Here is a 24,818-nt window from a genome sequence, read left to right on the forward strand (position 1 = left end):
ACTCGCCCATTTCCTCAAGCATTCTAGGTAAGCACCCTTCAAAAAATGGAAAATTTGACCGATACCTATATAACACTTCTCGCTTTTTAACTTAAGGAGGTCCGTTCAACTCATGTGGCGTTACTTCTCTTTCATCGTCTTTCCTGTATTCCTCGTTTTCTATGGTTGGATTCGTTTTGGACCTGCTGAAGAATGGGCACACCTGATCGGAATCAACGTCTTTCATATGATGGCGGGTCTGATTGCCGCCTATTGGATGATTCGCGCACGCATTGAACAGCGCAATCCACACCTCCGTTTTCTAAGTTTTTTGTTCGCGGGTCTTTTATTACACGTTCTCGGGAGTGGTCTATGGCTGTTCCTTCAATTGACAGACGGACGGGTCGATGCACCGATTGCCTCGACCATTCTTTGGTGTTTGTCTTATTTCAGCTATGTCTTAGCGCTAATCACAAAGATGCGTAGCATCGGATTGAACTTTTCGAATAAGAACTACATCTTCAATTTAGTCGTGTTCATGACGACGGCTTTCGTCATGAGCGACTATTATTTATTGCAACCCTATTTTGAGATCCTGAATCCCTCGCTCGAGCGAACGATCTCCACCTTCGGATTTCTCATTGCTGATGTGTTACTCCTCTTTTTCAGTGCGATTTTGTATTACCATGTTCGTCATAATCAAGGAAAACCGCATCACCGTTTTCTCGTCGTTGGTTTTTTGTTTCAAGTGTGCGGCGATATCATACTTACCGTCTTTACGTTTAACAATAGTCCGTTTCTTGAACATCTCGTCGATGTTTTCTGGATCATTGCGCTTCTGTCCATCGGGTGGAGTGGTCATCTAGAAGGAAGACAGCATCCGCAACAAGAACGACTCTTTCGTTCTCAACGAACGGTAACGGAACGCGATTTCATCTTGCCTTATGTCAGCATCGGTTTACTGACAGGGTTCGTCTTATCGACTTATGACTGGTACCTCAATATTCTATCGAGCGGTTGGCTGCTCTTGTTCTCTCTTGTTCTTGGTCGGCAAATCTTTACATTAAGGAACAACAACCGCTTGCTAAACGAAGTCTCATTCATCGCTTACCATGATTCACTGACACAGCTTCCGAATCGGCAACTCTTCATCGAACGGCTAACGAACGACTTACCGCGTTCTTTTGCGGCCGTCTCGCTGGATTTACATCGTTTGACGATCGTCAATGATACGATGGGGCATGCGACGGGTGACCGTGTCTTGATTGAGACGGCGAATCGACTTCGGCTGTTGCGTCACGATGACCTGGAGATCTACCGGATCGGTGGGGATGAGTTCGCGCTCATCCTTCCATACGCGACAAATGATTCGTTGACCGCTCTTGAAAAGGCTGTATTACACCAGTTCGAGCGTCCATTCCGAATTCGTGGTTATTCGATTCCAGTCACCATCCATGCTGGTAGTTGTCTCGTCGAAGACACTTCCTTGCACCAGAACATTCTTCCTTGTCTTGATACGGCACTTCTTCAAGCGAAACAACAAGGACCGATGCACTGCGTCCGGTATGATGAACGACTCCATCAATGGTTCAATCGGAAGATCCAGCTAGAAATGGATTTGCCCGCAGCGATCGAGAACGATCAATTCCAACTAGTCTATCAGCCAAAAGTCGATCTGATGACAAACCGTCCGATCGGTATGGAAGCACTCGTTCGCTGGCATCATCCAGTCTTTGGTTTGATTTCTCCCGTCGAATTCATCTCGATCGCTGAAGAGAGCGGTCACATCATCGCTCTTGGACGCTGGATTCTAAAGACGGCATGCCGCAGGACATTTGCCTGGCATGAGCAAGGCTATCCGCTCATCGTCGCCGTCAACATTTCCGTTCCCCAGTTCAAGGATCAACATTTCCTGAACATGATTGAAGAGACCTTGTCTGAGACGAACTTATCTCCAGCTTATCTGGAACTCGAAATTACCGAGAGCATCTTACAAGACGTCACAGATAGCAGCAAGATGTTACATTCGTTGCGCGATCAGGGAATTCACTGTGCCATCGATGACTTCGGAACCGGTTTTTCTTCTTTATCCATCCTGCATCAACTGCCAGTTCATGCACTGAAGATTGATAAATCATTCGTCGACGATTGTCCGGAAACAACGGGTGGAGCTGCTTTACTCCCACATATCATCGCAATGGGACAAACGATTGGTCTGACGATGATTGCAGAAGGTGTCGAAAACGAGGCGCAGCACTCGTATCTTAAATCCGTCGGCTGTCACATCGGTCAGGGGTATTACTATGCGCGTCCTTTATCGGAAGAAGCTTTTTCTCTGTATTTGAAGGAACGGTTACCGTTAACCGAATCCAATCTCCCTTCCGCGCAATAAAGAAGACCCGTCTGCTTAGTAGATTGAACTACTAAGCAAAACGGGTCTTTCTGTTAGCTTGACGGCAAGGTCAACTTGACATCCTGAATCTGATATTGGGCAGAACGCAAGATTTCAAGCGTAAACGCCTCATCTGTGACGATCGTTCCCTCTTCAAAAGCAGCCGTCCGTGATTGGATATACCCACCGATCGTGTCGACCGCCTCTGCTTCAGTGAACCGAAGACCAAATCGTTCTTCGATCTCAACTAATAGGACAGTACCCGCTAAGCGGTACGAGCCGTCCGGTAACTGTTCGATTTCGGCTTGCTCCGCTTCATCGAATTCATCGCGGATATCACCGACGATTTCCTCCAAAATATCCTCCATCGTGATCAAACCGGACGTCCCACCATACTCGTCGATGACGAGAGCGATGTGTGACCGTGTCTGCTTCATCTTCAAGAGTGTTTCTTGCAGCGGTGTCAATTCCGAGACGACCGGTAACGGTTTAAGGAACGATGCAAGTTCTTGTTCGTCTTGTACCGCGTGATGGGCGAGCACTTCCTTGACGTTGATATAACCACTAATCCGGTCCTTATCCGTTCCTTCACTGACCGGGTAACGCGTATACGGATTGTCAGACATCGTCTGTAAAAGATTTTCCCAACTCATCTCGTCCGAAATGACCATCATATTCATCCGTGGCACCATGATGTCGCGCGTGACACGCTCATCAAACGCAAAGACGTTTTGCATCAAGGCGAGTTCCGATTGATTGATCTCACCACTTTGAAAACTTTGTGCCATGATGATCTTCAACTCTTCTTCGGAATGGGCTTGTTCGTGACCGGCTGGTTTCACACCGAACGTCCGTAAGAGGACACGGGCCGAACCGTTCATGATCCAGATGAACGGATACATGATTTTTCCGAATATATAGAGTGAAGGAGCTAGCAGTAACGTCATCCGTTCCGCATACTGGATCGCAAGCGTCTTCGGTGCGAGCTCTCCGATGACGACGTGGAGAAACGTCACGAAGATGAAAGCGATACTGTATGAGAGAATTGTTGACAGCGCAACGGCGACACCGAGTTCATCAAAGACTGGTGTCAACAATTTCTCGACGGTCGGTTTCCCGAGTGCACCCAGACCAAGTGCAGTGATCGTGATACCGAGCTGACAGGCCGACAAATAATAATCGAGATCTCCTGCGACCTTCTTCGCAAGTACTGCTCCCTTTTTTCCTTCTTGCACCATCTGGTCGAGACGTGACATCCGGACTTTGACGACAGCAAATTCCGAACCGACGAAAAACGCGGTCAAACCAATCAATACGACGAGCAACAACAAATTTAGTGTTAAGACGATGTCCAACTTGTATCCCCCTAAAAGCGGGGGATCACCTCCTTTTGATTTTAAACTGTACAGTATAACGTGACACTTGATAAGAGTGTACGATTCTTTTTCTTCAAACGCAACCAATATCACTTCGTTGAAGTTCAGACGACCATTAATCATGTACCTGTAATACTAGGTTTCTCTTATTTAGTTACCGGTTATATAAGAGCTATGCGCGTAAGAAACTTGAGATGAAGCTTTTACATTCATGAACATCTCGAACTTGAAAGACCAATTCGGGGAGAGGTAGTGCTTATTATGGAAAAGACAAACAGAGGCTTTTCGTCGCATTTCCGAGCGGAAGCGGACGGAGCAGGTCGTAACATCTCATGGAGCTCGATTTTTGCAGGTATGGTATCATTTCTATCTTTATTGATCTTATTTAGTTTAATCGGTTCAGCGATCGGACTCGGCGTCACGGACGTCACGTCGAATAACCCATTCGATGGTGTTGGAACGGGCTTAATCATCTGGGCAATCCTTTCATTGCTCATCTCGCTGTTCGTTGCCGGATTCGTCTCCGGTGTGACGTCGGCACGTGCCGGTCTCGTCCACGGTTTCTTGACATGGTCGACGAGCGTCATCTTACTGTTCGCTCTCTTGACGTTCACGACGGTCAATACGTTACAATCGGTCGGCTCACTACTCGGTACGGTCGGTGGTGCGGCTGGTAACGGTATCGGATCTGTTGCTTCGACGGCGCAAGACGCTGCGACGAAAGGATTCGATTCGATTACGAAAAACGTGTCCCAAGTTGATACGAAAGAACTTGAAGGGAACGTCGACGAAATCTTAAAAGATACGGACATCAAAGAGTTGCAACCAGGTTACTTGCAGAACGAACTTGACGCTGTTCAAGAAGACGTCACGGCTGCTGGTAAGGAAGCAATCACGAAACCAGAGAACTTCGATACGATCGTCCAGGATCTTGGTGATTCGTTGACAGCACGAGCTGAAAAAATCGAGAAATCAGTCGATGAAGATAAAATCGCTGATGCTGTTGCGAAAAACACCGATTTGACAGGTGCTGAAGCGGAAGAAGCGACGCAAAACATCGTTGATGGTCTTAACACGGCAACAAAAGAAACGACGCAACAAATTGAGACTGCTAAACAAACGCTTGATGAGACATCCGCTGACCTCAAGAAAACAGTCCAAGATGTCCGCGAGCAAACAGAACAAGCGACACAAACGGCGTCAAAAGTTTCAATCTGGGCGTTCGTCGGACTGCTTCTGACTCTTATCTTTACGTCATTCGCAGGAATCGTCGGCTCACGCGTTGCAACACGCGGTCGTGTCATGAATAAATAATGATTCTTCCTTAACTGATTCCGCCATCACGGAGTCAGTTTTTTTGTGCGGTAAGACAATCTGATTGACTACATTTGAAATTTGCTGTTACAGTGTTACCTAACGACCGTTAGGAAGGTGATTTATCTGAAAGCCCAACAATTGTTACAGACGAGCATCCATCATTTTGCTGCGCACGGCTATGAAGGGGCATCGTTGCAAGAGATCGCGACAGAGGTTGGCATAAAAAAGCCATCGATCTATGCGCACTATAAAGGGAAGGACGACCTGTTCCTGCAAGCGACGACGTACGCCTTGCAAGAACAAAAGCGCCGCTTTGCGACGTATTTCACGAGTACGCGGCAGCAGCCGCTCGAGCAATCGCTGCACGGCTTCTTCGATTGGTTCATTTCGGAACAGCAAGACGATATCCTGATGCGATTCATCCTTCGGGCTGCCTATTTTCCACCGGAGAAGCTCGAACAAGAAATGACGGACCGCTTCAATCCGTTTTTCGATTCACTGCACGATCTATTGACGCGATTACTACGCGAACGAGACCGAACGGAACAGATTCTCTATTCGACGGATTACAAAAGTGCCGCTCTCGCCTATCTGACAGTTGCTGAAGGCACGTTAACAGAACTCGTCTACAACGGTGTCAACGCGTTTCATGCTCGACAGCAAGCCGTCTGGCCGATCGTTTGGCGTGGTATGTCAAAAACGATTTAATTCTATTGAGGTGAACTATGCAAAACAATACATTGATTTTAAGTACACTCCTGCTCAACTTATTCATCGCCTTTTTAGGCATCGGACTCGTCATTCCCGTCACACCGACGATCATGAACGAGTTGAACATCTCCGGGGCTACAGTCGGATACATGGTTTCCACCTTCGCCTTTGCACAATTGATTCTTTCACCACTCGCGGGACGTGCCGTCGACAAGTACGGACGTAAACCGATGATCATCATTGGTTTGTTCATCTTCAGTATGTCCGAGCTCTTATTCGGTCTCGGTCAAAGCGTCGAAGTCCTGTTCGCGTCACGGATTCTCGGTGGTGTCAGTGCGGCTTTCATCATGCCAGCCGTCACGGCATTCATCGCTGACATCACGACGAACGAGACTCGTCCGAAAGCGCTCGGATATATGTCTGCTGCCATCTCGACCGGTTTCATCATCGGACCGGGTATCGGTGGGTTCCTCGCTGACCTCGGCTCGCGGACGCCGTTCTTCTTTGCTGCTGCGTTCGGTTTGACAGCGATGGTGTTATCCGTCTTTACACTTAAGGAACCGGAACGTCACTACGAGACAACGACGGTCAAACAACAGACCGGTTTCCGGAAAGTCTTCAGTCCGCTCTATTTCATCGCTTTTCTTGTCCTGTTGATTTCGTCGTTCGGTCTCGCCTCGTTCGAGTCGTTATTCGCCTTGTTCGTCGACCGGAAGTTCGGCTTCACAGCGAAGGACATTGCGCTTGCAATTTCTCTCGGTGCGATCGTCGGCGTCATCGTCCAAGTCGGACTGTTCGATCGTTTGACACGCTGGTTCGGCGAGATTCGCTTGATTCGGTACAGCTTGATCGGTTCGACACTGCTCGTCGTCTTGATGACGTTCGTGACGAACTATCTCTCGATCATTCTCGTGACGATGGTCGTCTTCGTCGGGTTCGACTTGATGCGACCTGCTGTCACGACTTATCTTTCGAAGATTGCCGGAGATGAACAGGGGTTCGTCGGCGGAATGAACTCGATGTTTACGAGCATCGGCAACATCCTTGGACCGATCGTTGGTGGACTACTCTTTGACGTCAATTTGAACTATCCGTTCTATTTCGCGACAGTCATGCTCGCAGTCGGCATTTTACTGACGTATTTCTGGCGTGCACCACGCGCTCAAGCCACCGAAGCAGATCGATTGTCTTCTTAAAAAACAGCCCCGTTTCCATCACTGGAAGCGGGGCTGTTTTTATGTCAGTAACAATTCCTTTAATCGACCGGGCGACGTTACGGTATACGTCGCAACGGTCTGACTCGTATGTTCGCTTATCAAACACGTCTTGATACCGGCACGATGTCCGGCTAAGACATCGAGTTCCCGGTCTCCAATCATGATCGTCTCGTCTCGTGCCATCTGGTGCCGATTGATCAAGTACGTGACAGCTTCCGGATCCGGTTTTCGGGCGAATCCATCCGGTGCCGTCAACACGTCTTGAAAATGATGCGTCAACCCATGTTTTGCAAGCAACGCATGAATCGATGTTCCGCGATGGGTGACGATATGATGCGTCGCACCTCTCGTCGATAACGCCTCTAGCAGTTCACGGATTCCGAGAAACGGTTCAGACTGTTCTTGTTCGATGATCATCTTTTGTTGCTTGTAGTTCAGGATGAACGCTTCGGACACACCAAACGCCTCATACGTCGTTTTTGCCGAGATCGCCATCAGTTCTGCTACTTGCTCGCGTTCAACCGTTCGCCCCTCACGCTCGAGTAATTCCACGAACACATCGACTAACACCGGATATGTATCAAACAAGGTGCCATCAAAATCCCAAATGAAGTGTTTCAACATCTGTCTCTTCCTCTCCCGCTCTCTTGACGCCGACAAAGACGGCTTGCCCGTCCATCTCGACTTTCCATTTGCTGTGATCAAGACCTTCGCCAGAAATACGGATTCCGACCTGACCGGGTCGACCCATCTCGTGTCCTTGTTCGACGATGATCGCAGTTTCCGTTTCAAGTGGCTGGATGAATTTTCGGTAATAGACGCCCATCACACCACTCGCCGTTCCCGTAACCGGATCTTCGATGCTTCCTGCTCCCGTTGCTGAGAAGTGACGTCCGTGCATCGTCGCTTGTCGGTCATATGTATCGAAACAAATCGGATGAATCGAGGCTTGTGGGAAGTCGGTCAACACGGTGGCAAAGCGTTGGTTATCCGGCACCATCCGGTGAAAGTCCTCAAGTCGACGAATCGGGAGGAGCAGTGTCAAGTTCCCAGTACTGCCATATACGATTGGCCATCGGTCATCGAGATGTGTCAATTCGAGACCGATCGCGGCTAGAACGTGCTTTATGTCACCGTCAAACTGATGTAATTGTGGTTGTCCTTGTTGCAAGCGAAACATGCCGTTCGCTAAACGCATCACAGGCAAGATGCCTGACTTTGTCTCGATTTGAGATGTTGGAGATAAACGGATCTTTGAATCGAGTGCTGTCAATGCGGCAATCGTGCCATGGCCGCATAAATCCATTTCCCGTTCCGGTGCAAAGTAGCGCATGCGGTAGTCCGCTTGCTCGGATGACAAGACAAACGTCGTCTCGGTAAAGCCGTTCAACCGAGCGATTCGTTGCATTTCCGGCTCAGTCAATTGATTGGCGTCTAAGACGACCCCAGCTGGATTACCGCTTCCTGGCGTCGATGTAAACACATCATAATGTAGCGTCTCGATCATTTTTCTCTTCCTCTCTTTTCTAAATAACGTTCAACGGATCGTAATGCGCCTTCTAAGTGTCCACCATGACTCGGATCGGTCTCTGTCCCAATCAGTGAAATCGCTGCATGCTCCACTCCGAGATTGATGGTATGATACGCCGGGAAATCCACGAGAGGTGCTGCATCAGCTCGTGTTGCTGTCCAACTATCCGTCGACCAGTCTTTATACGCCCAACCAATCGACTGACGCGCTTGTTCACCGAACAGACGAACCAGCTGCGCGAGTACCGTTTCCTTGATTTCCGCCTCGGTCAATAACTGTCGTTCACGTGCCGGCGTCCGGAAAAAACCGAACAGCGCTCCCGGTCCATCTTGTGGGGAAGCGTCATGAATCTCCTGCACCATCCCAGTCCAGCTGATTGCCTGACCGGACCAGCCCGAATCACGCCAAAACGGTCTCTCGTAAAGAACAAGACATTTTGCTTGCTGCGCCATCCAAGTCGGTAATGCTTCAAGTTCATCCAGGACTGCTTCAGGTAAAGCTGGCACATACGATAATGTTGCCGCTAGACGTGGTGGTAGTGCGAGAACGATCTCATCGAACGGTTGACTTTTCCTTCCTGAACTGACGAGAATCCGGTTCGTGACATCAATCTGACTGATCGGAGACTTGAGTCGAATCGTTCCCGGTGTGAGTCGTGCAGCAAGTGCCGTAGCAACAGAGCGGATTCCGTCACGAAGGCGAAGCGCCGTCGGTTGATTCGCAACCAAATGCGACTCGACTCCGTCAGCTCGTTCGAGTCGAAGCGCTCCCGTCGCATATTGTTCGAGTGTCGGTAAGTCTAATCGATGGATCAAATCGACCATCAGTGGTTCGCTGTCCGGCCAAAACCAAGTCGGTCCAAGATCAAACGCATATGATTGTCCTGCTAGGTTGAAATCGATCGTCTCGATTCTCCCGCCGATTCGGTCACGTGCTTCATAGATCGTCACGTCGTGTCCAAGCTTCTGCATACGCGTCGCGAGATACAAACCACTGATTCCTGCTCCAATGATGGCAACGTTCATTTCACTTCATCCTCTCGATTTGAGATGCTTGTTTTAGTATACCGGAACACGCAAAAAAACAAGGACGTGACGTCCTTGCCTTAGGATGATTGCATTTGCTGCCAGTCGTCTTCTTCACCAATTGATTGAACCCATTCGATCGGAACATACAAGGATCGGGCAATCGCTTCGTCCGTCTTACCCAGTTTTCGCAACAGATGTACGATCCGAATCCTTCGTTCGAGCTCCCGGTCATCCGGTATCAGTTCAGGCATCATCTTCTCTTCTCCTCTCCACTGAATCGGCGATGGCGTTTTCAACAGAATACCCGATAATTATCTGAATATTCCGATTGATGTGCAGAAGCAAGGATTTTTGATAAAGTTCAGGGATAGATAACAGAAAGGAATCCCTCGCTTTTTGTAGAAACATATTGAATAGGCGCAACAGTAGGATTTCTTGCGTCAACCAAACAGAATAGGAGTATGCATATGATTAAACGTCAAGCACTATTTCGTCTGTCGATCGGCTTGCTGCTGATGGGTGTCTTTGGCGGTATCCTGTTAGATGCCATCGGCTTATTTCCGCACGCGACAGCTTACTTATTAAGCATCCCGATTGCTTCGAATAGCACGGAGTTTTGGCTAGGATGGATCTTATCCGGTATGACGATCACTGGGCTGATCACGCTTTTCTTATCCTTACGTCATCATCAGAGATTGGCGACATTCGCTTGTCTCACGGCTGTCATTTTGACACCTTACGTATTTTAATGTTCACGTGGGCTTCAGATGACTGATCCCAAAAAATGACGAGTCTTTTCACGCCCTTTCCTCAGGCGAGACACAAGCCAGTTTTCCCGCTCCGTTCGAGCAGGAAAACGGGTCTTGTTTGTCTCTGACAGCGCAAAATCGCGCTTTTTCCTGTAGGAGTGGCGTGTAATGCGTCATTTTTTTATATCCGGAAGAAGGATCAGAGAAGCGTTTTGTTCACTCCATATCGCTTCCTAGGGAAAAACAAGCAAGAGCGAACCTGCAGCGACGCGATGCTTGCCCTAGTAAAACGATTCGAGATGAACAAAAAAGCGCTATCCTTTTCGTTAATAAAAATTTACGCTTTGTCTTCAGTCTGAGGAGTTGACTTTTGAGTCAGCTCCATTTTTTACATACATGACGTAAAGTCTACTTTACAAAATGTAAAACCGGCTTTACAATGTAAACAACTGGAAAGGAGGTCGTCAGATGAAACTGACGAACCATGTCCGCCTCTATCGTCAACAGCACAAGTGGACACAAGAGCAGTTCGCGGAACGAATTGGTGTGACACGACAAACTGTCATCTCACTTGAAAAAGGGAGCTATACGCCGTCGCTCTTACTCGCGATGCAGATTGCCCGCGTCTTTGATTGCCCGATCGAGGAACTATTTCAATTAGAGGAGGAATCCTGATGAAACGTGTCGTCACTCAATCTTTACTTAATTGTTGTCTCTACTTTTTAGCTGCTTATCTCATTAGTGCCATTCATGCGAATCTGCAGTTATTTCAAGATGATCCTGTATCCGGTACGGGATTGTCGCTGAAATTAGATGTAATGGGTGTCCTTCCAGTGCTAGTGATTGCGATTGTCCTGTCGATCGTCAGCTATTTCTTACGAGAAGACCGTTCGCGTTCGTTTGCGACAGCAGAATTTTCCGACTCCGACGAACGTGAGGCACTGATCACCGGTAAAGCGACTCGAGCAGCGTACGTTGCTTTTATGATCAGCCTTCCCGTTCTAATGATTGCCTTTTTGTTTGAGCAACCATTACTCCAACTGTATCCAGCGTTTCCGTTTTATGCGATTGCCCTTGTCTTATCGATCGGAACACTGACGTACATGTCGGCTTGGATCGTGCACGTCCGGCGTTAACATCATTTGTTAAACACATCATGAAGGGTGATTCATAAATTATTCTCTACAAAGATAAGGGTGGCAGAATAATCATCTGTCACTCTTATCTTTGTAAAAAATGGCGCGTCACACGAAACTTCGATAGAAAAAATGCAAAAAGACGAATCATTCTTTTTTGAGTTATTCCTTCGTATTGTTCTGACCCTAATTGATTTCATTTCTTCTCTCCTTAAATTTACAAATGATACCATTCCTGCCATAATGATAGCATATTCCATCTAGAACGGAGGATTACATATGCAGACGATGCACCACTCGTTCGATACACAACGGTACCAGATTCGACCGGCTCGACTCAGTGACGCTGAAGCCCTCGCTGAACTCCGCCAAACACTTGATTCGGAAACGGAATACTTCGACCGGATGCCTGGTGAGGACGTGATGACCGCGACGGATTTCGCAGATCAGTTACACGATTCCTCGGTTCCGGATCGTATCCTCGTCGTCGAGCGCGAGGGACGCCTCATCGCCTACGCCCGATGTCGTGGTTTTCATTTAAAACGTTTCGCGCACAAGGCATCATTTGGACTCGGTGTACTTCAATCCGACTGGGGGCAAGGAATCGGTACCCAACTGCTGGAACGAATGATTGCTTGGGCAAAAGCGCAATCCCTGCAAAAAATTCAGCTAGAAGTCGTCGAGACGAACCTCGGCGCCATTCGCCTCTATCAGCGACATGGATTTCAAGAAGAAGGACGACTGCGTCATGACCGGTTACTATCGGACGGTTGCTTTTACGATACGGTGTTGATGGGCTTACAGCTATGAGTCTTTCATTGTCAATTGCGACATATAACATCTGGCATCACCCGCACAAACGACAAGAACGGTTCGAGGCGTTATGCGCGGAGATCAAGCAACACCAACCGGACATTCTCCTCCTGCAAGAAGTCATGTCGACGTTTCATCCGGATGAACCTTTCATTTCGATCGCCGAGCACCTCGCAGAGGCGACCGGTTATCCGTATATGATGATGGATCCTTATATGGATTCACCAGATGAAGGACTTGCCATTCTGACGAAATTGCCGTTTGAACGAACGGATTCGAGTGCCGCTGCGACAGCAAACATCAACCACCACTGTGCAATTCGGATCCCGTTTTCGATTGACGGTATTCGTTTTGCCGTGACGAACATTCATTTCAATTGGCGTGCTTCAGACATTCGACTCGATCAACTTCGATTCGTCAACGAATGGATTGCCTCACAGACGGATGACACGACGATTGAGTTCTTAGGCGGCGACTTTAATGATGGTCCACACTCTGCGTTGCATCACGCTGCGCTTAAGGAGTGGGTCGATCTTGCTGGCAGTTTTGCCGCTCGTACAGGACAAATCGCCGCCGCGACGCTTGATTCCGTGACGAATCCGTACGCAAGGAAGAATGACGGCATTACAAGCCCCGTTCGATATGATTGGTTACTCTGTCAGCGTTCGCTTTCGCAGGTGACCTTACAGCACGTCCAACTGATCGGAAATCATCGACTGCCGCATCACCTTGTACCGAGCGATCATTACGGTGTCCTCGCTCATGTAACGCTACACTAAGACAACAGGTCTACACCTCATACGGGCGCAGACCTGTTGTTTATTTTTTATATTCTTTTTCGGTTCCGTCTGAGAATTCGATTTCAACCTCTAAGCGGGAAGCATCTTGAATCGCAAACACACGCTCAACCTCACTGATGACCTCTTTTTCAGATGTATCCGCATCAATCTTTAAGTTCTTGAACTTCGCGTCGAGTTCCGTCATCGCGTCGTCTCCTTGCTTTTGCTCCCCTTTATAGCGATATTCCGCTTCCGTTCCGTCATTATCCCGATCATAACTAATATCAATGGCATCGTTATCCCCTTCAACGTCCGCTTCAATCGACAGACTGTTGAAGCCATAATCCGTGTCGGCATTTTTCGTTACCGTATCCTTGTCTTGCATCGTATCGTCGGTCGTGTTCGAATTCGTTGATCCTTCTTCGACCTTGTCCGTCGACGCTTCGTCATTTCCGCAACCCGCAAGCATTAAACTCATCGCGAACAACGTTGCGACACCGTATCCTGTTAAACGTTGTTTTTTCATTCCATCACATTCCCTTCTGCTGGAATCGGATGCTCCTTTAACATCTTGGCAAAATGATATAGGTTGGCAGCTAAAAACTGTGCGTGTCGCTTCGTAAAGTCGTTGTTCCGTCCTGCTTCGATGTACGATGGTCCTGGTCCCGCTTCACCGACCCAGTAAGCATCGACGTTCGGCGGAATCGTAAAGCCGATATGCGACAGACCGTACAAGATGGAGGCAGACGCATGTTTAGCTCCATCTTCATTCCCCGTGACGATGACGCCACCGACTTTGTTGTAGTAGATCGCTTGTCCAAGATCGTTCGTCAGGCCGCTCCCTCCGTACAATCGTTCAATGACTTGCGTCGCAACACTACTTTTTTCACCCAGCCAGAGCGGTGTTCCGATGACAACGATGTCCGCCCGTTTCACCTTTTCGAAAATCACGGGCCATTCATCCCCGTTGCCTTCGTCTTCCGTGACGCCGAACGCCACTTGGTGATCGACGATGCGGACAATTTCTGAAGTGACGTCCTCTTGTTTCCAATATGCGATCACGTCACGGATTAGCGCCTCCGTATTCGATGGTTCACGTGATGCTTTTAAGGTGCAGTTCAAGAATAAGGCGTGCAACATCCATCCATCCTCCTCCGTCATTTTAAGTAACATCATTCGTCTTTAGTACTTTCCTTCTTCCATCGACGGATAAACTAAAAAAACCTCGCTTCAGCGAAGGCAGGTCATGACGGAATGTCTGAATTTATTTAGTTAAGCCCTATGACATTGAAGCTGATAGTGTGTCATCGATTGTTCCTCTCCAAGTGTGTCGAAATGTTGTCAAACCGTTGATAGACCGCACATCAAGAGCGTTTCGACGTGGTGTCTGAAGACTGTATCGTCAGTAAAATAAAAGTATGAAAGGTCGTGTCCACTTACGAAAAGGAGTCGAAATAACATGGAAGACGTCAACCTTCTCGTTCTTGCGACCCAGTATATGTTCTGGGTCGGATTCGTCGGAATGGCCGCCGGTACGCTCTATTTTCTCGTCGAACGAAATTCCCTCGCCCCGGAATACCGCTCGACCGCAACAGTCGCTGCACTCGTCACGTTCGTCGCTGCGATTCATTATTATTTCATGAAGCAAGCTGTCGGGGAATCCGGTTTGTTGTCAGAGATCGATGGCTTTCCGACCGAAATCCGCTACATCGACTGGCTTGTGACGACGCCTCTCTTACTGATCAAGTTTCCGCTGTTGCTCGGTTTAAAAGGTGGGAAAGGACGTTCCCTTCTAACGAAACTCGTCATCGCCGACATCATCATGATCATCGGTGGATACATCGGCGAGTCGTCCATCAATCTGGCGGGTGGCTTCACACAACTCGGTCTTTGGGCATACGTCGTCGGTTGTATCGCATGGTTTTATATCATTTATCTCTTGTTCACGAACGTCACGAAAGCTGCTGAAGATAAGCCTGCACCGATTCGTAAAGCCTTGTTGCAAATGCGCTTGTTCATCTTGATTGGATGGGCGATCTATCCGGTCGGTTACGCCGTCACCTTGTTCGCACCCGGCATCGAGGTGCAACTCGTCCGCGAATTGATCTATAACTTTGCGGACCTGATCAACAAGGTCGGATTCGGTCTGATTGCCTTCTTCGCTGTCAAGACGATGTCCGCAACACAAAAATTGAAATCCACTTAATCAAAAGACCGGATGTTTTGAGCATCCGGTCTTTATTTGAACTGATGTTGTTGTTCATAGGAGATATCTTCATTTTTAATGACATAACCCGCTAACTCAATATCATTTTCACGGAATTTCAACATATAGATCATGTTTGGTTCATTCGCGAATTCGACTTCAATCATATACGGATTTGCTGACGATTCGTATGAAAACTTCTGTGGTCTTATCGTGTATGCTTCTCCTGGAAACTGGCGTGCTAGCTCTACTTTAGCGAGCTTAGTATTCTCAGCAATCTGTTGATTGACGAGCGTCGGTCGGATGTACCAAAAGGAACTGCACCCGATTGCCACCAAACCAAGTAAAATCAAGCCATACCGCTTCCATCGCTGCGGCAGGAATATCACGCCGCAACCGATTACGAGTAGTGTAAAAACGATCGTCATCCCTTCGATTATGAAATTTGGTACCATCTCATTCACTCCTTTCGTTCTATCCTCGACTAGAAAACCGTGGTATGATCAATTCCTATGACAAAAAATAGGAGGTAGTGTATGCGAAAGATCATCTTGATTGGTTCCGGTGGGTCCGGTAAATCGACGCTTGCCCGCGAGATGGGCAAAAAACTCAGCTATCCTGTTGATCACCTCGACAGCTTATTATGGCGTCCGAACTGGGAAGCGGTTTCGCGTGAGGAACAACGTCAGATTCAACAAACACTCATATCGCGTGACACATGGATCATCGACGGCAACTACGGTGGAACGCTTGACTTACGAATCAATGCCGCCGATACGATCATCTTCCTTGATCTACCGCGGACACTCTGTCTGTACCGGGCATTAAAACGGACGTGGCGCTACCGCAAGACCGGTCGACCGGATATGGCGGCAGGCTGTCCCGAGAAACTATCGTTCGATTTTTTGAAATGGATTTGGCGTTTCCCAATCGATAAACGACCGAATATCCTCTCAACGCTTACAGCGACGTCCGATAAACAAGTCATCCATCTGACGTCCCGTCGTGCTGTCAAACAATTTCTTCAATCACTTTCATAACATCTATCTGCTGCTTTATATCATTCTTACTTAACCTGTACATACGACGCCACACGCTTACTCCCCTGCTTGTTTTCCATTCATTACCACAAATAAAAAAACGACCATGATGAATTACCTCATGGTCGTCGTTCAATATCTTACACGGTGAATCTGCCTGTGACTTGTTTTAAATCATCCGCCATCGTCGCGAGTGATTGGGACGCGGATGAGATTTCTTCCATCGACGCCATCTGCTCCTCGGTCGACGCGGAGATGTTTTGTGTTCCGGCAGCAGTCCCTTCCGTCACTGCTTGAATCGTTCGCATGACGGAGGCAATCTGCTCACTCGCTGCCGCCATTTCCTGTACGGCACCGGACACTTCTTCGACGTGCCCTGTCACGTCGGTGATCGCTGTCTCGATTTCTGAGAAGGAGGCACCTGCTTGATCGACGACGGCAATCCCGTTCGTCATCTCGGTCGAAACCTTCTCCATCGAGGCGACCGATGCTTCCGTCTCTTGTTGAATGACCCGAATCAACGACTCAATCTGTTTTGCCGAGACCGCCGACTGCTCCGCGAGCGTCTTGACTTCCGCAGCGACGACGGCGAATCCGCGCCCTTGTTCACCGGCGCGAGCTGCCTCGATTGCTGCGTTTAATGCGAGCAAGTTCGTCTGTGCCGCGACACCTTTGATCGAATCCGTGATTTGTCCAATTTCCTGCGATCGGTTACCAAGACCGTCAATGACGTGGCTCAGTCGAGAAACGTCTTCTTGAATCCGTCCCATTTGGGTACCGAGTGTTCCGACGACTTGACCACCGAGAGCGACTTTTTCCATCGCATCCGCAGTGCGTTCCGTCATTTGTTGGGCATTACCGGCGACGTAACGGACCGACGTCGTCAATTCTTCGATCGTCCGTGAGGCATCCGATACTTGATGCAACTGTTGACTAGCACCACTTGCCATCTCTTCCATCGTCACGGCGACCATTTCCGTCGCTTTCGTCGTCGATTCCGCATTGACGCTAAGTTCATCCGACGCAACAGCGACGCGGTCAGCTGTACCGGTTAGTTCAAGCACGACTTGTTGCTGTGACGCAATCATTTCATTGAAGGACGTCGTCAACTGTCCAAGCTCGTCTTTTGAGTCGTATGTTCCACGGACGGTCAAGTCCCCGTTCCCTGATTGATCCATCCATCCCTGCAATTGACGAATCGGACGCGTGATGAGACGTGTAATGTACATGGCAAGTCCTGCAAACAAGAGAACCGCGAGTAAAAAGATGCCGAGCATTAAGTAAAAGGCCGTTTGTTTTTCTGCTTGATTCTGAGCGTCTAGCGTCTTTGCTTGTTTTGTCATCGAAGCCATCAACGACTTCGCAGAATCCGCAACATTATCCCGGACTTGTTCCAGGCCTTGCGTGTATGCCGTATAGGCTTCTTCGGTTTCGTTGCGCGTCGCCGCATCCTGGACGATCGTCATCGAATTATCATAGGCGAGGACATTATCCTTTAATTCTTCGAGCTGTTTCTTCTCTTGCGCATTAAAGTGTCCTGCTTTTTCGATTTTCGTGACTGATGCGCGAATCTGTTCCTGACGCGTATCGATGTCAGCTTGCAGTTCCGTGACCCGTGCCTCGTCCTTCGTTAACATCATCTCGACTAAAAAAGAATCAAGCGCGCGTGTATCAATCCGGATTTGAGCCACTTCCTGGATCGGTATTAAGTTTTCTTGATACATCGCTCGGGAAGCATTCGACATCTGATTCAAGAAATAGAGTCCTGCTCCCGCAATCAAAAGCATCGCAACGACGGCTGTTGCGATCAAAGCTTGTATCTTCCGTCTAACTGACATGTGTTTCATTCCATCCCCTCCCGTTTTGTTATCGGTTTAAGAATGAAAAAGTTGACTATTTTTTCAATATTCCCATACTTTAGATATGCTTAAGTAAAGACTTGCCATACGACATTCTCCCTCGCGTTCGATATAATCAGCATACAGCAGTTGAAGAAAGGATGAATCGTATGCAACGTGTAGCCAATGAGATCACACAATTCCGCGGCAGTCATTATGAGTTCGGTCGCGAACAAGGGCGTTACGTCAAACGAAACCAGTTGCTCCATAACCGGGAGGACAACTGGAAGATCCGTGTTCCGCGCTTTCAAGTCGATCCGGTCGAGACGAAGGAGATGTTTCTCCGCTACGCCCCGCATATTTGGGACGAGCTACTCGGACTTCAGGACGAACTTGAACTTTCACTGCCGGATACGTTACTGCATTTTGGGCACTACCGGGTCGAAGGACCGAAAAGTGGTTGTTCGATCATGACCGGTAATAATTTCCTCGTCCGCAATTACGACTATCATCCGATGACATACGATGGTCGATTTTCCGTCTTTCAACCGAATGATGGCGGATCAGCAATTATCGGCCCCGCTTCACGGGTAACAGGTCGGATGGACGGGATGAATGAACATGGGCTTGCGATGGGCTATAACTTCATCAACCGTCGCCGTCCGGGCGACGGGTTCGTCAGTTTCATGATCGGGCGGATCATCCTCGAGATGTGTACGTCGGTCGACGATGCGATCTCACTCGTCAAGGAGATTCCGCATCGCGGATCGTTCACGTACGTCGTCCATGATAAATCGGCGCGTTCGTTCGTCATCGAGGCGACGGCACGCGACGTCCAAGTGCGGGAATCGAACATGTGCACCAATCACTTCGATTTGTTGCAACACGAAAACCGCTATCATCTGGACGACTCGAAACGTCGGATGATGGAGCTAAAGACGCATCAACACATGATTCAAGATGCGGAATCCGCTTTCCGACTACTGAACGATACCGATAAAGGTGTCTTTGCAGATTTATACGCCCAGTGGGCGGGAACGATCCATACGTCTGCCTACTTCCCGGAAGAATTGAAGGTCTGGTTCGCGCTCGGTGGTGATCAGGAACCGGTCACGTTCGACTTTGCCGACTGGCTCGCTGGCAATGACTTCACAGCAAGCGAGATCACAGGAGAACTGGAGACAAACATTCAGTTCGCGAATACCTTACAGACGTGGCGTTAAACGAAAAAGCTTCCTCCTGCTTGCGCAAGAGGAAGTTTTTTAATGGCTGTCATCGAGACGTTTCGACATATGATAATCCGTCTTCTCGTACCCAAGCGATTCATACACATGAATCGCTCGTTCGTTATGCGCGAAGACGTGTAAGGAAATCTTCTTGACGTTCATCCGCTTCAACATCACTTCCAGTAATCGGAGCGCTTCCTTGCCGTATCCTTGGTTTTGCTTTTCAGACGTAATCTTGACGTCGAAGATGAAAGCGCAACGTCCGCGTGATTCTTCTGTCACATGGACCCAGACCATTCCAAGATCGTTCCCTGTCTCGTCACGAAACGTAAATAAGTAGTGATCCTTCGTCTTCAGACCTTCTGGCAACAATGTTGCGAACTCTGCTGTTGCCTTCTCGAGCGACTCGTTCTCCGACCACGTACCGGCGCGACACTTCTCTGCCGCATACTCCTCGATTGCGACCGGTAAGTAAGCGTCATACGTCGCTTGACTCATTTGCTCGATGCGCATGCTGCCACCTCCTGCGTTTTCGTCCAGTCCCGTCGTAACATCGCATAGACCTGCAGGTCGTGATACGTCCCGTACAATTTTTCAGCGTCCCGTAAGACGCCTTCTTCCGTGAAGCCGAGTCGTTCCGGAATTCGTCTGCTTCGGACGTTTTCAGTCGCACACTCGATGACGACCCGGTTCATGCCGAGCGTCTCGAAACAATAGTTCGTGACGAACCGGACGACGTCCGTCATGATGCCTTTTCGAAGGCCCTTTTCTCCTAGATAATAGCCGATCGACGTTTGCCCGAGATGCCGATTAATCTCATGTAAACTGATCGTTCCGACGAGCTCGTCCTGAAGATAGATGCCACACGTAAAGCCGTTGCCATCGGCGAACTGTTGCAGCCATGCTGGAATGACGATCTCCTGATATGTACTTGCCTCTGTTGCACCATCGACCCAACCAAGCCATTCGCGAAGATGGTTGCGATTGGCATCGACGAGGGCGAATAATTCTTCCGCATGGTGCCGTTCAAACAATTGAAGCGCTACGTGATCGGATACTTGTAACCTGAACATGACCTCTCCCCTTTCTAGTATCTGTTGTTTGACGTTACGTCGTCGTTTCCCTGCTTGACGTCACGTTCCATTCCATTCGTCTCGAGCGGACAGCCATTCCAAGTGTCTCGTAAAAGGCAATCGCTTCCTGGTTGGCGTCATCGACACCGAGTTCGATTTTGTCACAACCAATCGTTTCCGCGTGCGCGTAAGCGGCTTGCATCAATCGTCTCCCGACGCCTTGTTTTTGATACGTATCCGCAACGACGAGACTGATGACGCGTAAGTAATGCTTATCGAAGACGAAGCCGCTTCCTTCGACGATGTCTTCCTTTAGGACGATCACACCGGCAAGTCCGTCGTGTTCTGCAACGAGTAATGCATAATCCGGATTTTCGAGTTGCGACAAAAATAAGTCTTCCGGAACCGGCATCTCGTGCGGACGGTAATGATCAGGTCGTAAGGCGACGTGTTGATCGTGGATTTGCTGGAACAATGGAATCAATGCCTGAAAATCGTCAGGACGGGCAGTACGGATATTCATTAGAAGTTCGCTCCCTATTCGTTTTGTAGTATATTAACATATTATTCCACTTATCATAATCTTTTTTTCATCCTAACTAAAAAGTCGAACCCTCTCATTAAGAAGTTTCGACTTTGATATGTGCGATTAAATGATTTTCGTGAATTCGTGTGCCGTTTCTGTCAAATGGGTCGCTGATCCTTGAACACCATGGAAACGTTCGACCGTCTCAGAGACGATATTCATACTCGCTTGAGTATCTGTATTCGCCTGTGTCATCGCGCTTGCGATACGATCCAACTCATCGTTCATTCGCAGTGTCGTTTGACGCACATCAACTACTGCCTTTTCAACAAGCTTCGAAAGATTTCTCACTTCGGTTGCTACGACATCAAAACCTTTCCCATGTTCACCAGCTCGTGCTGCTTCAATTGATGCGTTCAACGATAACATATTCGTTTGTGACGCGATAGCTTTGATCGTTTCTGTGATCCGTGAAATATTGGCTGCTTGTTGTTGTAAACGTTCGACTGTTTGATGATTTTCATGCGTCGTCATTGCCAAATGAGTAATCGTTTCGCGTAAGCTTTCGCTTCCCTGCTCCCCTTGTTTTGAACGTTCCCCTAGCTCGTGAGCGATTACATCAAATGATGTTGCATATTCTTGAATCATTAGCTGCCGACTTGTAATATCCGCTGCAATTTTTAAGACCCCGACGACTTCTTGTCCGTCGTAAATCGGCATATATGTCGCCTCTAGCCAGATGGACTGTCCGTGAGCATCAATCCGTTCGATTTTATCTGCCGCACTGAATCCACTGAACAGCTTTTGCCAAAATGCCTGATATCGATCACTCATCGCAAATTCTGTCGTACAAAACAAATGATGTTGCATCCCGATCATCTCTTCTTTCTTGTACTTCATCGTCTTCGCGAACAGATCATTGACATCGACAACACGACGTTGCCGATCAAATCGAATCATCGCAACGTTGTTACGCAAAGCAGATAATACACCATCGGAGCCAAGATCGACATTCACAGGGGTTGTCATGGTAGTTACTCCTTTCGCCACTCACATCTGCCTTACACCATGTGCAACATCTCTAGTTCAGACTGTATGAAATCAAGATTCTTGATAATTCTTTTATTATGGTTAGATAGCCATTCGTATGGAAATCGAAACCTAAAATTCTTAAATATTCCAAGTATAGACCTCTTTTTCAAACTTGTTTTCTTCCCTGAATCTGCTATACTCGAATCGATACTTATTAAAATGATTTAATAAGTGGTATGAATAGGAGGCGCTTCCTTGACTGAACTCACTTCACGTACACGTCACGCTTTTTTAGTCGAGCAATTGGATACGATCCCTGCGATTCGTCACGTTTTGGATGTCAGTTTTCCGACTGCGAGCAAACAGATCGATCAGATGATCGCTGCACAGGAAATTGAAGAGACACCACTTGAATTGGTTCGCGGAGGGCGTCCGGCAAAACGGTATCGCTATCGCACGGATCACTTCCACGGACTTGCTCTTTATCTCGAACGCACGTATCTGCAGTATCGCATCCACGACGTCGGTGGACATCTGATCGCAACGGGTCGCCTGAACTTCGATTCGTCGGATCATGGATCTATTTTATTGAAAACGCTGACAACATTACTCGACGATCATCCATCTATTCAAACGCTTGCGATTGGTGTTGCTGGTGCCGTTGATACAACCGGCACAATCCTGTTCGCCCCGGATTATCCGACGCTAGACGATCGCCCTTTGCAACAAGAACTGACGGAACGGTTCGGGCGACCCGTCATCGTCGAAAATGATATGAACGCGGCGGTTCGTGCCCAAGCTTCTGATAACGAGACGACCGTCTACGTGTATCTCGGGACGAACGGACCGGGCGCCGGCGTCGCCGTTTCCGGTCATGTCATCCGCGGAGCACATCACTTCGCTGGAGAGATCTCGTTCATCCCGTTTGACGACAAGCGAAATGTCGGTCAAGTCCTCGCAACGACTGCATCACACTCTGACGACTGGTATGAAGCGTTATGTCGAATCATTCTCTCGTTTAGCGTCACTTTGAATCCAGATGTCATCTTGTTTACAGCGTCCGATGTCTCGGATGACGGATTAGCACGGTTGACAGAACGATGCGCCAAGCGCTTTCCGCTCGACAAATTACCTCAATTGAGGCAAGGCGACTGGGAAACTGATTATTTAGATGGTCTGATGCAACTGAGCATCCAGTCATTCATTGAACAAATTCCGTTAGGAGGTCTCGCCTGATGACCCGTTTACTATTACCTTTGATTTATCTCGCTTTCATCAGTCTTGGTCTGCCGGATGCATTACTCGGTACAGCGTGGCCTGTGATGCGGCTCGATCTCGACGCACCGCTCGACATGGCAGGTTGGCTCTTCATGACGATCGCTGCCGGAACGATCGTTTCGAGTCTGTTTAGCGGTCGCTTGATCGAACGTTATTCAACGGGTCCGATCACGGCAGCTTCTGCTGGTTTGACGGCACTGGCATTGATCGGTTTTTTCGTTGCTCCGTCCTTGATTTGGCTCTTCGTCCTTGCAATCCCGCTTGGACTCGGTGCTGGAGTCGTCGACGCGGCGTTAAACCACTTCGTTGCCACCCATTATCAAGCACATCATATGAACTGGCTCCATTGCTTCTGGGGCATCGGTGCGACGGCTGGTCCGCTCATCATGGCTGGTGTATTGCTCGATTCCGGCTGGCGTTTAGGTTACCTCGTCGTCGGCGCATTGCAACTCGTCTTGATGATTGTCTTAATCGTCAGCTTACCCCTCTGGAAGCGGGCTCCGAAACAGGTGTCTGAACAGGTTCAGACCGTGAATACGTCTTCTGGAAAACCACGCGGATTGGTCGCCGCTCTCGCAGCGTTTTGCTTTTATTGCGGCGCCGAGGCGGTCGTCGGGCTGTGGGGCAGTAGTTATCTTGTCCAAGTCCGGTCCTTTTCCGTAACATCAGCAGCGACGTGGATTTCCGTCTACTATGGAAGCATCACTGCGGGGCGCTTCATCAGTGGTTTTCTATCGCTACGCTGGTCGAATCGTCGTTTGATTCGTGTCGGTCAATGGACGGCATTCGTCGGAGCCGCCTGTTTCATCCTCGCACCCGCTGCCTGGATGCCGCTTGGTTTCGTACTTGTCGGGCTTGGTCTCGCACCGATTTACCCGGCAATGCTCCATGAGACGCCGGTTCGCTTCGGAGAAGCTGCGGCGCAACGGCTGATGGGGGTACAAATGGCATTCGCTTATACCGGTAGTACCTTCATGCCGCCATTATTCGGCTGGCTGGCGACGTCCTACTCCTTATCATTGTTCCATTGGTTTACGATCAGTCTCATCTTCTTGATGCTGGTCGCTACGGAAGGGTTGAACCGGATGTTATTCAGACAGCGATTGGCAAAAGCGTCTTGAAAAAAGGAGGAGTGGAGATGAAGATTGAACATATCGCCCTCTGGGTGGCAGACTTGGAAGGAATGCGTCAATTCTACGAAACACATTTTGATGCTACGGCAGGCGAGCGGTATCATAATCCGACGAAAGGGTTCACGTCGTATTTCCTGACGTTCTCGAGTGGTGCGCGTCTTGAGTTGATGCAACGGACGGATATCACGGAACGGACGATGAATGCGCTCGGGTATGCCCACTTCGCCTTTTCGCTCGGCAGCAAACAAGCGGTCGACGAATGGACAGCTCGGTTACAAGACGCAGGTGTACAACATCTTGATGGTCCCCGGACGACGGGTGACGGGTATTATGAAAGTACGATCGCGGACCCGGAAGGTAATGTGATCGAGTTGACAATCTAAGGATGAAACGAAACAATCCCTCATTCTGATTAGAGTGAGGGATTGTTTGTCGGTC

General features: G+C 48.7%; 28 protein-coding genes. 15 read left to right on the forward strand and 13 right to left on the reverse strand.

The window, feature by feature from the left end:
* Nucleotides 1-112: 112 nt before the first annotated feature.
* Nucleotides 113-2,371: a putative bifunctional diguanylate cyclase/phosphodiesterase gene (locus ITJ88_RS06835; protein ID WP_195865080.1), complete on the forward strand. Its 2,259-nt coding sequence runs from the start codon at nucleotides 113-115 to the stop codon at nucleotides 2,369-2,371.
* A gap of 53 nt (nucleotides 2,372-2,424) precedes the next feature.
* Here the strand turns inward: ITJ88_RS06835 and ITJ88_RS06840 are convergent, their stop codons facing one another.
* Nucleotides 2,425-3,726 (reverse strand): hemolysin family protein, encoded by a 1,302-nt coding sequence (locus ITJ88_RS06840; protein WP_195865081.1) that lies wholly within the window; start codon nucleotides 3,724-3,726, stop codon nucleotides 2,425-2,427.
* A 282-nt stretch (nucleotides 3,727-4,008) separates the two neighbouring features.
* On the opposite strand from ITJ88_RS06840, the gene ITJ88_RS06845 reads away from it, so the two are divergent.
* The 3 genes from ITJ88_RS06845 (at nucleotide 4,009) to ITJ88_RS06855 (ending at nucleotide 6,971) form a co-directional block, all read left to right on the forward strand.
* Nucleotides 4,009-5,061 (forward strand): YrzE family protein, encoded by a 1,053-nt coding sequence (locus ITJ88_RS06845; protein ID WP_230088547.1) that lies wholly within the window; start codon nucleotides 4,009-4,011, stop codon nucleotides 5,059-5,061.
* A gap of 117 nt (nucleotides 5,062-5,178) precedes the next feature.
* Nucleotides 5,179-5,772, forward strand: coding sequence for a TetR/AcrR family transcriptional regulator (locus tag ITJ88_RS06850; RefSeq protein WP_370567769.1), 594 nt, complete (start codon nucleotides 5,179-5,181; stop codon nucleotides 5,770-5,772).
* Between the two features lie 17 nt (nucleotides 5,773-5,789).
* On the forward strand, nucleotides 5,790-6,971 hold the full coding sequence (locus tag ITJ88_RS06855; RefSeq protein WP_195865082.1) for an MFS transporter: 1,182 nt from the start codon (nucleotides 5,790-5,792) through the stop codon (nucleotides 6,969-6,971).
* Between the two features lie 39 nt (nucleotides 6,972-7,010).
* On the opposite strand, the gene ITJ88_RS06860 is transcribed toward ITJ88_RS06855, so the two are convergent.
* From ITJ88_RS06860 to ITJ88_RS06875, 4 genes are all read right to left on the reverse strand, one after another.
* The gene (locus ITJ88_RS06860; RefSeq protein WP_195865083.1) at nucleotides 7,011-7,616 is read right to left on the reverse strand and encodes an HAD-IA family hydrolase; all 606 of its coding nucleotides are present in this window, start codon (nucleotides 7,614-7,616) and stop codon (nucleotides 7,011-7,013) included.
* Nucleotides 7,588-8,499: a PhzF family phenazine biosynthesis protein gene (locus tag ITJ88_RS06865; protein WP_195865084.1), complete on the reverse strand. Its 912-nt coding sequence runs from the start codon at nucleotides 8,497-8,499 to the stop codon at nucleotides 7,588-7,590. The genes ITJ88_RS06860 and ITJ88_RS06865 overlap by 29 nt, the downstream gene beginning before the upstream one ends.
* A complete protein-coding gene (locus ITJ88_RS06870; protein WP_195865085.1) occupies nucleotides 8,496-9,548 on the reverse strand; it encodes a flavin monoamine oxidase family protein in 1,053 nt (350 codons plus the stop codon). Before ITJ88_RS06870 ends, ITJ88_RS06865 begins: the two co-directional genes overlap by 4 nt.
* 80 nt (nucleotides 9,549-9,628) lie before the next feature.
* Nucleotides 9,629-9,805, reverse strand: coding sequence for a hypothetical protein (locus ITJ88_RS06875; protein WP_023468272.1), 177 nt, complete (start codon nucleotides 9,803-9,805; stop codon nucleotides 9,629-9,631).
* Between the two features lie 213 nt (nucleotides 9,806-10,018).
* Between ITJ88_RS06875 and ITJ88_RS06880 the strand changes: the two genes are divergently transcribed.
* The 5 genes from ITJ88_RS06880 to ITJ88_RS06900 all read left to right on the forward strand — a co-directional run bounded on the left by ITJ88_RS06880 (nucleotide 10,019) and on the right by ITJ88_RS06900 (nucleotide 13,028).
* Nucleotides 10,019-10,300 carry a hypothetical protein gene (locus ITJ88_RS06880; RefSeq protein ID WP_195865086.1) on the forward strand — a complete coding sequence of 94 codons (282 nt, stop codon included), beginning with the start codon at nucleotides 10,019-10,021 and terminating at the stop codon, nucleotides 10,298-10,300.
* Nucleotides 10,301-10,768: 468 nt separating this feature from the next.
* Nucleotides 10,769-10,975, forward strand: coding sequence for a helix-turn-helix transcriptional regulator (locus tag ITJ88_RS06885; RefSeq protein ID WP_023468270.1), 207 nt, complete (start codon nucleotides 10,769-10,771; stop codon nucleotides 10,973-10,975).
* The gene (locus tag ITJ88_RS06890; RefSeq protein WP_149427342.1) at nucleotides 10,975-11,436 is read left to right on the forward strand and encodes a DUF2178 domain-containing protein; all 462 of its coding nucleotides are present in this window, start codon (nucleotides 10,975-10,977) and stop codon (nucleotides 11,434-11,436) included. Before ITJ88_RS06885 ends, ITJ88_RS06890 begins: the two co-directional genes overlap by 1 nt.
* 279 nt (nucleotides 11,437-11,715) lie before the next feature.
* Nucleotides 11,716-12,246: a GNAT family N-acetyltransferase gene (locus ITJ88_RS06895; RefSeq protein ID WP_195865087.1), complete on the forward strand. Its 531-nt coding sequence runs from the start codon at nucleotides 11,716-11,718 to the stop codon at nucleotides 12,244-12,246.
* A complete protein-coding gene (locus ITJ88_RS06900; protein WP_195865088.1) occupies nucleotides 12,243-13,028 on the forward strand; it encodes an endonuclease/exonuclease/phosphatase family protein in 786 nt (261 codons plus the stop codon). Before ITJ88_RS06895 ends, ITJ88_RS06900 begins: the two co-directional genes overlap by 4 nt.
* 40 nt (nucleotides 13,029-13,068) lie before the next feature.
* Here ITJ88_RS06900 and ITJ88_RS06905 read toward each other — a convergent pair whose 3' ends face one another.
* Nucleotides 13,069-13,554 carry a YusW family protein gene (locus ITJ88_RS06905; protein ID WP_230088549.1) on the reverse strand — a complete coding sequence of 162 codons (486 nt, stop codon included), beginning with the start codon at nucleotides 13,552-13,554 and terminating at the stop codon, nucleotides 13,069-13,071.
* The gene (locus ITJ88_RS06910) at nucleotides 13,551-14,204 is read right to left on the reverse strand and encodes a flavodoxin family protein (RefSeq protein WP_285800975.1); all 654 of its coding nucleotides are present in this window, start codon (nucleotides 14,202-14,204) and stop codon (nucleotides 13,551-13,553) included. The genes ITJ88_RS06905 and ITJ88_RS06910 overlap by 4 nt, the downstream gene beginning before the upstream one ends.
* Nucleotides 14,205-14,487: 283 nt before the next feature.
* Between ITJ88_RS06910 and ITJ88_RS06915 the strand changes: the two genes are divergently transcribed.
* Nucleotides 14,488-15,234: a bacteriorhodopsin gene (locus ITJ88_RS06915; RefSeq protein ID WP_133208586.1), complete on the forward strand. Its 747-nt coding sequence runs from the start codon at nucleotides 14,488-14,490 to the stop codon at nucleotides 15,232-15,234.
* Nucleotides 15,235-15,266: 32 nt separating this feature from the next.
* Here the strand turns inward: ITJ88_RS06915 and ITJ88_RS06920 are convergent, their stop codons facing one another.
* On the reverse strand, nucleotides 15,267-15,689 hold the full coding sequence (locus ITJ88_RS06920; protein WP_195865089.1) for a hypothetical protein: 423 nt from the start codon (nucleotides 15,687-15,689) through the stop codon (nucleotides 15,267-15,269).
* 81 nt (nucleotides 15,690-15,770) lie between these two features.
* Here ITJ88_RS06920 and ITJ88_RS06925 point away from each other — a divergent pair, with 81 nt between their 5' ends.
* Entirely contained in the window at nucleotides 15,771-16,274 is a 504-nt protein-coding gene (locus ITJ88_RS06925; RefSeq protein ID WP_195865090.1) for a DNA topology modulation protein, read from the forward strand.
* 140 nt (nucleotides 16,275-16,414) lie between these two features.
* Here ITJ88_RS06925 and ITJ88_RS06930 read toward each other — a convergent pair whose 3' ends face one another.
* Nucleotides 16,415-18,121 carry a methyl-accepting chemotaxis protein gene (locus tag ITJ88_RS06930; protein ID WP_195865091.1) on the reverse strand — a complete coding sequence of 569 codons (1,707 nt, stop codon included), beginning with the start codon at nucleotides 18,119-18,121 and terminating at the stop codon, nucleotides 16,415-16,417.
* A gap of 161 nt (nucleotides 18,122-18,282) precedes the next feature.
* On the opposite strand from ITJ88_RS06930, the gene ITJ88_RS06935 reads away from it, so the two are divergent.
* Nucleotides 18,283-19,335 carry a C45 family autoproteolytic acyltransferase/hydrolase gene (locus ITJ88_RS06935; protein ID WP_195865092.1) on the forward strand — a complete coding sequence of 351 codons (1,053 nt, stop codon included), beginning with the start codon at nucleotides 18,283-18,285 and terminating at the stop codon, nucleotides 19,333-19,335.
* Nucleotides 19,336-19,374: 39 nt separating this feature from the next.
* Here the strand turns inward: ITJ88_RS06935 and ITJ88_RS06940 are convergent, their stop codons facing one another.
* The 4 genes from ITJ88_RS06940 to ITJ88_RS06955 all read right to left on the reverse strand — a co-directional run bounded on the left by ITJ88_RS06940 (nucleotide 19,375) and on the right by ITJ88_RS06955 (nucleotide 21,966).
* Nucleotides 19,375-19,851 carry a GNAT family N-acetyltransferase gene (locus tag ITJ88_RS06940; protein WP_195865093.1) on the reverse strand — a complete coding sequence of 159 codons (477 nt, stop codon included), beginning with the start codon at nucleotides 19,849-19,851 and terminating at the stop codon, nucleotides 19,375-19,377.
* A complete protein-coding gene (locus tag ITJ88_RS06945) occupies nucleotides 19,833-20,411 on the reverse strand; it encodes a GNAT family N-acetyltransferase (protein WP_195865094.1) in 579 nt (192 codons plus the stop codon). Before ITJ88_RS06945 ends, ITJ88_RS06940 begins: the two co-directional genes overlap by 19 nt.
* Nucleotides 20,412-20,445: 34 nt before the next feature.
* On the reverse strand, nucleotides 20,446-20,934 hold the full coding sequence (locus tag ITJ88_RS06950) for a GNAT family N-acetyltransferase (protein WP_195865095.1): 489 nt from the start codon (nucleotides 20,932-20,934) through the stop codon (nucleotides 20,446-20,448).
* A gap of 126 nt (nucleotides 20,935-21,060) precedes the next feature.
* Complete coding sequence (locus tag ITJ88_RS06955) at nucleotides 21,061-21,966, reverse strand: methyl-accepting chemotaxis protein (RefSeq protein ID WP_195865096.1); 906 nt, start codon at nucleotides 21,964-21,966, stop codon at nucleotides 21,061-21,063.
* 258 nt (nucleotides 21,967-22,224) lie between these two features.
* On the opposite strand from ITJ88_RS06955, the gene ITJ88_RS06960 reads away from it, so the two are divergent.
* Genes ITJ88_RS06960 through ITJ88_RS06970 form a run of 3 tightly spaced genes read left to right on the forward strand, consistent with a single transcriptional unit; the run spans nucleotide 22,225 to nucleotide 24,763 of the window.
* Nucleotides 22,225-23,205: an ROK family protein gene (locus tag ITJ88_RS06960; RefSeq protein ID WP_195865097.1), complete on the forward strand. Its 981-nt coding sequence runs from the start codon at nucleotides 22,225-22,227 to the stop codon at nucleotides 23,203-23,205.
* Nucleotides 23,205-24,368, forward strand: coding sequence for an MFS transporter (locus ITJ88_RS06965; protein ID WP_195865098.1), 1,164 nt, complete (start codon nucleotides 23,205-23,207; stop codon nucleotides 24,366-24,368). The genes ITJ88_RS06960 and ITJ88_RS06965 overlap by 1 nt, the downstream gene beginning before the upstream one ends.
* 17 nt (nucleotides 24,369-24,385) lie before the next feature.
* Nucleotides 24,386-24,763 (forward strand): VOC family protein, encoded by a 378-nt coding sequence (locus tag ITJ88_RS06970; protein ID WP_195865099.1) that lies wholly within the window; start codon nucleotides 24,386-24,388, stop codon nucleotides 24,761-24,763.
* The last annotated feature ends 55 nt before the right edge of the window (nucleotides 24,764-24,818 follow it).

This window comes from Exiguobacterium abrahamii (genome assembly GCF_015645365.1).
Taxonomy (GTDB): Bacteria; Bacillota; Bacilli; order Exiguobacteriales; family Exiguobacteriaceae; genus Exiguobacterium_A; species Exiguobacterium_A abrahamii.